This is a genomic window from Flavobacterium franklandianum (assembly GCF_007097365.1).
Classification (GTDB): Bacteria; Bacteroidota; Bacteroidia; order Flavobacteriales; family Flavobacteriaceae; genus Flavobacterium; species Flavobacterium franklandianum.
On sequence record NZ_VJZR01000004.1, the window covers coordinates 207775 to 218770 of the forward strand.

Consider the following 10996-nt stretch of genomic DNA (forward strand, 5'->3'; position numbering starts at 1 on the left):
AAATGATGAATAAAAAAATAATATATACTGTTTTATTGCTTATTTGCGTCACAGGTCTGATTACTTCTTGTAGTGACTACCTTGATTCTAGCAAATACTTCAAAGATCGTCTCACAGAAGAAAAGGTATTTCAAGGTAAAGTATATTCAGAAAAATGGCTTGCCAACGTATTTGATGAACTAAAAGGGGTCAATGCTGATGTTGCAAGTAAGGGGCAAACGCCAACTAATTTTGCCGATGATATGTATTACGGAGATAGAGATAATGTTTACGACCCATCAAAAAATGAACTTTCCTATAATTTGTTCAAAATGGGGCAATACACTGAAAATGACAAACAGGGAACTTGGATTCAGTGTTACCGTGGCATTCGTAATGCATCTACCTTCATTCATAATATTTATATGAATACAGAGTTGAATGCAAAAGAAATTGATGACTATAGAGGGCAAGCTCGATTTGCAAGAGCTTATCTATACTGGATACTATTGCGTAAATACGGTCCTATCCCGTTGTTGCCCGATAAAGGATTAGATTATACCGAAAGTTACGATGACCTGGCCGTTCCTCGTAGTACCTACGAAGATTGCGCTGAGTTTATAAGTAGTGAATTGTTACTTGCTGCGCAAGAAATGAAGGAAATGGGTATGGTACGTGGTCAGGACGGTTCAGCCAGACCAACTGTTGGAGCTGCCTTGGCTGCCCGCGCTAAAGCATTGATTTATGCAGCCAGTCCTTTGGCGAATGGAAATAACTCAAGTTTTGCAACACTATTAGTTGATGATAAAGGAAAACGGTTGCTCTCTTCCGATTACAAAGAGGAAAAATGGGCGAAAGCTGCTGCTGCTGCCAGAGACGTGATGGAACTTGGTGTGTACCGTTTATATACATTCCCAATAGTAGCAACAGGTCAGGATGCTACAGTTATTCCTCCATCAGATAATAATTTCTCTACTAAATCATGGCCGGAAGGTTGGGCAAATATTGATCCAGCCAAATCATATGCCTATGTATTTGATGGTACCTTGACAGCCTCAGGAAATCCGGAATTGATTTTCACCAGAGGAAATAATCAAGACGGAGAAAGTATAATGGCAATGGTTGCCCATCAGTTGCCCCGATCCGCGACGGGCTGGAATACTCATGGATTAACGCAAAAATTGGCCGATGCTTATGCAATGAATGATGGTAAGGATATCCCTGGTAAAGATAAGGAAATTGGCCGTGGGGATGGCTCCGAACGTGTAACTGGTTACGTTAAGACGGCGGATTATTTAGCGGGTAAGTATAAACCATTGAGACCCAATGTTTCTTTACAGTACGCTAACCGCGAACCTCGGTTTTATGCATCTGTAGCTTTCAATGGTAGTTTGTGGACATTGAAAAACGAGACTCAAGAACGTAATCGTAACCAACAGGTGTTTTATTACCGTAATGATCCTAGAGGAAACGGATTTAATTCATCCAATGCTTATTGGTTGCGAACAGGTATTGGGGTAAAAAAATATATTAATGAAAATGATACTTATGAGGGTGGAAATTTTGGCAATATCAAATTTAAACCTGAGCCAGCTATTCGCTATGCAGATATATTGCTTATGTATGCTGAAGCATTGAATGAATTAAGTGGTTCGTACAACATTCCAGCATGGAACGGAGGATCATACACTATCTCTCGCGAGATCACCGAGATGCAAAAGGGGATTCATCCTGTACGTATCCGAGCAGGTGTACCTGACTATCCAGCCGAAGTTTACAATGACAAGGCAGGGCTAAGAAAAAAATTGAAGCAAGAGCGTTTCATTGAACTTTTGGCAGAAGGTCAGCGATACTATGACCTGCGCCGATGGATGGATGCACCTATAGAAGAATCTTTGACCGTATATGGCTGTAATATTCTTATGAGTAGTGCTGAACGGGATCTTTTTCACCAGCCTGTAGCTGTTTGGGCACTCAAATCTACCTTTTCGGATAAGATGTGGTTTTGGCCAATTGGCCTTACAGAACTAAAACGGAATAACCGTCTTACGCAAAATCCAGGATGGAATTATAACGATTAATAAAAATATATATCATCATGAAAAAACCATTTATACTTTTTCTTTCGCTCACGCTGCTTTTAATTTGTGGCTCATGTAATGATGAGTGGACCGAAGAACAATTTGAAAATTATGTGTCATTAAAAGCTCCCATAACAAGTGGAGGAGTTAGCGATATCTATATTCGCTATAAGGGAGATGAGAAAACGACATTCCAGCTGCCTTTAATTGTTAGCGGGTCTACGACAAACGCTAAAAATATGACAGTAAATATTGCTGTAGACTCCGATACATTGGATGTACTGAATTATCAGCGCTTTCAAAATCGTGAAGATTTTTATTATAAGGAGCTAGAGAGTAAATATTTTACTTTTTCTTCTGAAGTGAAGATCAAGTCAGGTGAGAATACTTCATTAATGGGTATCGACTTTACATTAAAGGATATCGATTTGGTAGAGAAGTGGGTGTTACCCTTGACTATTAAATCTGACCCGTCTTATGATTATGTGGCTAACCCTCGAAAACATTACCGAAAAGCACTTTTGCGCATTAATCCTTTCAACGACTACTCGGGTACTTATAGCGGTACTGCATTGAAGACGGTAATGGCAGGTTATGAAAAGGAGACACCTCTTGTAAAAGCACAAATAAAATCGTATGTCGTGGATGAAAATACCATATTCTTCTATGCAGGAAATATAGATGAAGAACGTCAAGATCGACGCAACTATAAAGTTTATGCAGAATTTGACAATACTGGTGGAGTCAGATTCTATGCTGATAATCCGGATATGCATTTTAAGTTAAATAAAGATGCGAGTTATACAATCAATGAACAAATGGATGAAATTCGCCCCTACCTTTTACACAGGTATATAACGATTAATAATATTGATTATCAATTTTCAGATTATACTATGGTACCCAATATAAATATTAATTATAAGGTTGGTGGGTCGTTGATTTTGGAGCGTCGATTAAATACCCAGATTCCAGATGAAGACCAATCTATAGAATGGTAAGAATGTAACGTAACTATACGGTTGAAAAAAAAGGGAAATAATCCCAAAATATATATTGTAATTTTAAAATAAAAAAACTATGTATTTAAACATAATATACAATAAAAGGATATTGCATGCTCTTTGTTTGCTGTTGGCTTTTGCAAGTATTGGCTTTTATAGTTGTCAAAGTGATGATAGTGCAGATATAAAATATTCGCCCTTTGACTCTTCGAAACCCGTTGTGGTTTCTGATTTCTCTCCTAAATTGGGTGGTGCAGGGCAGCGTCTTGTTATTTATGGAACGAACTTTGGCACAGACCCTAGCATAGTTTCAGTATTTATCGGTGGAAAAGAGGCAGTCGTAATTGGTGTAAAAGGTGAGTCGATTTACTGTTTGGTACCTGTGGGAGCAATTGGTGGTGACATTGAAGTGCGAATAGGGGAAGTGGATAAAGAGGTTATTGGTTTTTCGAGTACCAAATTTGACTATCTGCGCAAGATGACGGTATCTACCGTGATCGGGTACAAAAATGCCCGGGGCGATGAACCTTGGAAGGATGGTAAATTCTTTTCTGCTAACCTCAATGATATGGCGAGCGGATTTTGGAAACCTTCAATTATGAAGTTTGATCCACAAAATCCAAAACATTTATGGATGGTATTTGATGAAAATAATGGTCTTTATCTGATTAATTTTGCAGATAGTACAGTAACCAAAAAACGCTCTGATTTTGACCGACCACGAAGTATTGATTTTACCAATGATGGTAAACATATGATTATTGCGGAAGATCGTGGCGGAGAAAATGATCGGGCAACATATGCGTTATCCCGAGACCAAGATTGGCAAGACAGAATAATCTTGACTACATACAAGCAATGTAATGGTGCAGCGGTTCATCCGGTGAATGGAGAACTGTATTTTAACAGTTATGAGAAGGGGCAGTTTTTCCGTTTCGATTTAAATAACGCTTTCACTCCTCCAGGACTTGGAATTAAAGATTATGAAACCTTGTTCGTAGTTCATGATCCACAATGGGAATATAAAATTTTTATACATCCCTCCGGAAATTACGCCTATATTGTTGTTGTTAACCAGCACTACATCCTCCGTGTAGATTATAATTGGGATAAAAAAGTATTTAATCAACCGTATCTAGTATGTGGTCAGCTTAAAGCCCCTGGTTATCAAGATGGAGTTGGCTCTAGTGTTCGTTTGAATACTCCCTATCAAGGTGTATTTGTGAAAAATGCTGAATATGCTGGTAAACAAGATGAATATGATTTTTATTTTACAGAACGGCATAACCATGATATTCGAAAATTGACCCCAGCAGGTAGTGTTACCACATTTGCAGGAAGAGGAAGCTCAAGTATTAATCCTGATCCATGGGGCTATATAGACGGTGACCTTAGACAAGAAGCTAGGTTTGACCAACCAACAGGAATTGCTTATGATGCGGAAGAAGGTGCTTTTTACATCGGAGACAGTTCGAATCACCGTATTCGTAAAATAGCTCTTGAAGGAGCAGATTAATAATTCTCTGAGAACGAGAAAAATAGTAAAAAAGTCAAAAATGTTCTTGCAAGTATAATTCATGGTTGTAGTAATGAGGACTGAGCCAATGTCGCACAATGCGCTTAGGCTCAGTCCTATTTTTATAATTATTTTGGTGTAATATTTATCTGATTATTTTTCTATCAGGAGTTTTTTGTAAGTTTAATATAAATTAACCTTTTATTAAATAAGAAAGAAATCAGCGATATCTCCACCCTCTCTTCCCTTATATATTAACATACATTATATCATATTTATAAAGGAATTATTACAATACAAGATGGAGTAAACAGCCGTAAAATGATATTCAAAATTAATAAAGTATTGCCTTATGATGATAAACAATAACTCTTACTTAAAAAAGTCAGTATTACTTATCTGCTATTTTTTGTTATTCATCACACCAGTCATAGCTCAAGTAACTTGGCCACAAGGACAACTTCTTCCTACATTTTCTGCCACAGCTCAAACTCAAGATCTGTTTGTTATAAAACAGGCAAGCTTTGAGCCAATGACCCGTTGGGAAGCAGAAGGCTTGTCAATTAGTCATGATATAGGTCATGTGAGTGGTGATGGATGGCTTTGCCAATCAGCAATAGATAGTCCAAATAATTACATGGTTAAAGGACCTTATGTAAAAAATGTTCCTGTGGGGTTAAATACTGCGGAATTTAGCATGATGATTAATAATAATAGCATCAATAACGATGCAGTTGCTATAATTGATGTTAGAAATGCGACAACAGGTGAAGTATTGGCGAAGCGAACAATTACCCGCAAACAATTTTCTTCACCAGCAAAATATACAAGTTTTAGGCTTGATTACAAAATGCCAGTTGCTAATCAATCATTGGAATTACGGGTGTATTGGCTTGGAAATTCCAGTATAAAGGTGGACTGGGTCGGAACTCAGATAAACTATGATTATTCTCGCTATAATTACTTATTTGCTTCACTAAAAGGAATCGTAAATAAAAAACAACCCCGAATTTTTTCTTATGACGGTAATGCTTTTGCCGAAGGTGCTTATACTTGGTTACAGTCATTGGGATTGAAATGGAGAGAGAATTCAGATATATGGTCATTAATTTCTAAATATCGTAGTGAAATAGATGGACTGATTGTTTATGACCCCGACGAATTACATACTGTAAATTTAGCATCAATGTTAGCTTCAAGTAGAAATGCACTTATCGTTTCTCCAAGTTTATTATCTCAACTAACTTCTGCACCCTATAATTTGCCTATATTGATGGATTTACGTGGTCAGTTTAATAATAAGTTAGAAGTGTATCAATCGCTTTATGATAACTATTGGCCAGATCTTGATCACCGTTTATTGGTGGGATTAAGCCCAACGTTTCATGAAGCTTCATTGCGTGAATATGTTGTGTCTTTAGGAGTTGCAACAATATGGCTTGATCCTTTGGTACCTGGTGAAAGTGAACTGCTGAACAAGTTTTTTGCATCGATGCCATCAGGTTCGAATTATATGGGTTGGTGGCCTGAAGAAGGCCCAGGAGTAGATAGGGCATCTAAATATGGAGTTGCAACTATACCTAGTGATTATTGTACTAATCTACCTGTGCATAGTGGAATGCCAAGAAAGATAAATTTAAAACCAGTGCCTCCAAAACCTGCATTGGAAAATAAAATTTATGTAGCATTCATTATAAGTGATGGTGATAATTTATCTTATGTTGAACATTTGATGCGCAAACTCTGGAACAATCCTGATCGTGGCTCTGTCCCAATCGGTTGGACTGTATCGCCAGCTATGGTTGACGCTATGCCTGGAGCATTAAATTATTATCACGAAACAGCCACAGTTAATGACAATTTAATTTCTGGACCTTCTGGTTATGGGTATGCCTATCCAAATTATTGGCCAGATCAAAATCGTTTAAATGAATTTGTCGATAAAACTGAAAATTACAACCGTCGTGCTGGTCTCCAGGTCATTACGGTTTGGAATGGAATTAATGGAGGAATTAACCAAAATGTAGGTGAAACCTATGCTAAACACGCACCGTCTTTATTAGGAATAACAGCTCAGAATACTGCTGGACCTTTAAGCATATACAATAACTCCCTTCCTGGGTTTCCTCTTTCGTGTAATTACTGCGTTCAAGAAAATAATGTACAGGATTTTATTGCACAAGCAGCAGCTGGATGGAATGGAAATGAACCTAGGTTTATTATTATTCAGGCTCAACCTTGGAATGATATGAAACCATCTAATTTTAAGAGCGTTGCCAATTCGCTTAGTGCAGATTATAAAGTGGTTCGTCCAGATCATTTATTTCAATTATTAAGAGAATCAAAAGGTCTTCCTATTGACCCTTTTCCTTTATCAAATACAGGTATAGTAACAGTATATAAAGATTGTGATTTTTTGGGGTTTTCTAGAGGTCTTGAACTTGGTGATTATAATTTGGATCGCTTAAAATCATTGTCAGTTCAAGATGATGATATTTCTTCCTTAAAAATTGCCGAAGGTTACAAAGCTATTTTATACCAAGAGGATAATTTTACTGGAAATTCAATAATTATCAACTCTGACACTTCATGCCTAAATAGTACATGGAACAAAAAAACTAGCTCTATCCGTGTCCTTTTCAATGGAGACACCAATTTAGGAGGTACTACCTACTATTTGAAAAATCGCAATAGTGGTTTGAATATGGAGGTTACTGGGTCAAGTAGTTCTAACGGTGCCAATGTTGCTCAAGGAACTGTTACTACAGGGAATAATCAGAAATTTACTTTCACACATTTAGGAGATGGTATATACAAAATTATTGTTAATCATAGTGGGCTATCATTAGATATTAATAGTTTCAATAAAGCTAATGGTGCCAATTTAGAGCAATATCCATACAATGCTACTCCAAACCAACAATTCATTTTAGTACCTACTGGTGATGGTTATTATAAAATTTTGGCTAAACATAGTGGAAGACTGTTAGAAGTAGATGAGGCGAGCACTGTAAATGGAGCTAATATTCAGCAATTTGATAATAATAATCAAACTTGCGGACAATGGAAATTAATACCAGCAGTCTCTAAATTAATTCAAGCAGAAAATTATTCAACCATGAACGGCATTCTAAAAGAAGCTACAAGCGATTTAGGAGGAGGATTAAATGTTACTAGTACTGATCCTGGGGACTTGTTGACGTATAACAATATTAATTTCCCAACTACTGGTTCTTATTTAATTGAATACCGAGTTGCTAGTAATATAGACGGAGCTAAAATTTCTACAAATTTGAATGCAGGTAGTATCCAATTGGGTTCAATTAATATTCCCAATACAAGTGGTGGTCAAAATTGGCAAACGATATCACAAACTGTGAATATAAGTGCAGGAACATACAATTTTGGCTTGTTAATTGAAAATGGAGGTGTGAATATCAACTGGATTAATATTACAAGAATAGGTGTTGGAGAAACGTTATCAGTAAAAACACAAGAAGAAATAGTGTCCACTTTAAATATATATCCAAATCCTGTAGAAAACACACTTTTCTTTTCTACAGATTTGACAGGAATCAATGTTAGTATTTTTTCTCCGACAGGAAGTTTAGTTTCAAAACATAAATTAATAGATAATAGTATGGATGTTTCGCATCTTAAAGCAGGAGTTTATTTTGTGATTTTTGATAAAGATGGTAATAAAATTGTAAAACGATTTGTGAAGAAGTAATTAAAAAAAAACCTTAAAGATATTTGATTTTAATACAATTCCAAATAGAATCTTATATACTAATATTTAAAAATTTCTAGATGTAGTAAAGATGTTCTAAATAGAAAGAATCAATTATTGTCCTTTCTTTAAAGCATTTATTCAATTATTTGTTAATTTTAATAATGTAAAGTAAATTATGATATATATATATATAAAGATAAATTTAAAATGGTTCGTTTTCTTTTTGTTATATACTTGTGACTTATTTGCACAAACCACAGACCAACGTGCAGAATATATTCAAAATGGAACTTTTAATAGTTTCATCTCAGCAGATGGAAGTTATTTTAAGGGTAACAGTTCTTCTGATAATAATCCTTATGGATATGGATATTGGGTAACAGCGCATACTCTTGAAACATTAGCAGATGCCTATCAAAGAACACGTAATTCTGTTTATAAAGACAGGATGAAAAATATTATAGGCGGAATCCGAAAATACAATCTGTATGGTAATGAAACCTATCACAATGATTATTATGATGACTTAGAATGGCTTTGTTTGGCAAGTTTTAATTGCTACAATGCAACTAAAGATTCTGAGTTTCTTGATGCGGTTCATCAAATATGGTCAGAAATTAAAACAGGTTATGCAAATAATGCTATGTCTTGGAAAAAAGGATGCACATCTCCTTGTAACAATTCTATTGCGAATGCGCCAGCGATTATTATTGCTGTCAAATTGTATCAATTAGAAGGGGACCCAGTCAACCTGCAAATGGCAAAAGACATTCATGCTTGGATGAAAGCGAATGTACTCAATGCTCAAGGTGGCATTTGGGACGCTCCAGATAATTATGACCCTAGCTGGCAATTTTCTTATAATTCTGGAATGTACATTGGTGCTTGTTTAGAACTTAGTATTGTTACAGGTCAGCAATCTTATGTTGATGATGGTATCAAGGCGTCAGAATTTATGATGAATTATAGACTTTATGATGGAGGAGTTTTTTATTTAAATGAAAAAGGACAAGGAGATGGAGGTTTATTTAAAGGGATTTTTGCAAAATGGTTTGCAGAGTTTGTTAGGGTAGGAAATCTTACCCAAGCACAAAAGGAACGTTATTTAAAAGTAATTAAACATACGGGTGATTATGTATGGGATAATTCTGTTGATAAATCTAGTTTTTTAATTAGTCCAGATTGGGAGCGGAGACCAAACGGCACAATCGATTTATCCACGCAAACTAGTGGTGTTCATTTGTTCGAATCAATTGCCAGTTTAAATAAAGTGCATCTTTATCAAGATATTAATTATGGTGGGTTTTATTCTCAACTTCCTGCAGGCAACTATACATCAGCGCAACTTTTATCACGAGGCACCCTTGATAACTATATTACATCATTGACAATCCCTGATGGGTACACTATTACTGTTTTTGAAAACGATAATTTTTCTGGCACATCAAAAGTTTTTACTTCAAATACCCCTTGGCTTAATGATTGGAACGACAGAATAAGTTCCATAAAGATTGATTTTGATAATGGATTTGTGAACGTATTTCAAGAGGCAGATTTTGGAGGGTATAAAGTTGGATTTGTGGTGGGAGATTATAGTTTAAGCGATTTAGTTGCTAGAGGTATGGTCGACAATGATATTACCTCCGTAAAAGTTAATCCTGGTTATAAAGTAATTCTTTATTCTGATGATAATTTCACGGGTACATCTACCACAATTACTAGTGATACTAATTCCATAGTTAATTTAAAAGATCAAGTGACTTCATTAAAAGTGAAGTTAAATTTAGATAATGATTTAGGAAACAAGACCTACTATCTGCAAAATCGCAACAGTAGTATGAATATGTCTGTTTCAGGATCAAGCCTGTCAAATGGTGCCAATATTGCGCAAAACACACCCAGTGAGGGAGATAATCAAAAATTCACTTTCACCAATTTAACAGATGAAGGTTTGTATAAAATCATTGTAAAACACAGTGGTCAATCACTAGATATTAATAATTACAACAAAGCTAATGGAGCCAATTTGGAGCAATATCCGTACAATGCTACAACAAATCAGCAGTTTTTTTTGATTTCGACAGGAGATGGATATTATAAAATTATTGCAAAACATAGTGGTAGATTGTTAGAGGTTTTGGGAGCAAGTATTGTAAACGGTGCTAATGTTCAACAATTTGATGATAATAAGCAAACATCTGGACAATGGAAATTAATACCAGTAACACAGTTATCGTTAGAAACACAAAACAAAATGGGATCTTCTATAAATTTATACCCAAACCCAGTAAAGGACACCCTTTTTTTAACCTCAGACATGAAAGGAATAGAAATAAGTATTTTTTCTCTAATAGGAAATTTGGTTTTAAAACAAAAATGCTTAGATAATAGTATTGATGTTTCGGCTTTAAAATCAGGGGTTTATTTTATTTTTTTTGACATCGATGATAATAAAATTGTAAAACAATTTGTGAAGAAATAATTAAGAGATAAGCCTTGAAGACATTTGATTTTAAACAAACAATTTTTAAATTTTTTTTCTATTGATTTGGATAATCACCAATAATACCTTTCTAAAATGGAGTGCATTATTTAGATAAAAATTGCAAAGTTTTAATATCAAAAATTGATTTTATGAAAACAACTAACAAAAAAGAAAAACAATATCCAAAGTATCACTGTT

5 protein-coding genes are annotated in these 10996 nt (G+C 35.3%); all 5 read left to right on the forward strand.

What is annotated here, in order from left to right; all coding sequences use genetic code 11:
- The first annotated feature begins 2 nt into the window (after positions 1–2).
- The 5 genes from FNW17_RS07215 (at position 3) to FNW17_RS07235 (ending at position 10795) form a co-directional block, all read left to right on the forward strand.
- Positions 3–2060, forward strand: coding sequence for a RagB/SusD family nutrient uptake outer membrane protein (locus tag FNW17_RS07215; RefSeq protein WP_235892954.1), 2058 nt, complete (start codon positions 3–5; stop codon positions 2058–2060).
- Positions 2061–2077: 17 nt separating this feature from the next.
- On the forward strand, positions 2078–3061 hold the full coding sequence (locus FNW17_RS07220; RefSeq protein ID WP_144071287.1) for a DUF4973 domain-containing protein: 984 nt from the start codon (positions 2078–2080) through the stop codon (positions 3059–3061).
- Positions 3062–3140: 79 nt separating this feature from the next.
- The gene (locus tag FNW17_RS07225; protein WP_143390238.1) at positions 3141–4580 is read left to right on the forward strand and encodes an IPT/TIG domain-containing protein; all 1440 of its coding nucleotides are present in this window, start codon (positions 3141–3143) and stop codon (positions 4578–4580) included.
- 409 nt (positions 4581–4989) lie between these two features.
- On the forward strand, positions 4990–8310 hold the full coding sequence (locus tag FNW17_RS16425) for an RICIN domain-containing protein (RefSeq protein WP_218043859.1): 3321 nt from the start codon (positions 4990–4992) through the stop codon (positions 8308–8310).
- Positions 8311–8488: 178 nt separating this feature from the next.
- Positions 8489–10795, forward strand: a complete 2307-nt coding sequence (locus FNW17_RS07235; RefSeq protein WP_144071288.1) for an RICIN domain-containing protein — start codon at positions 8489–8491, stop codon at positions 10793–10795.
- Positions 10796–10996 lie beyond the last annotated feature (201 nt).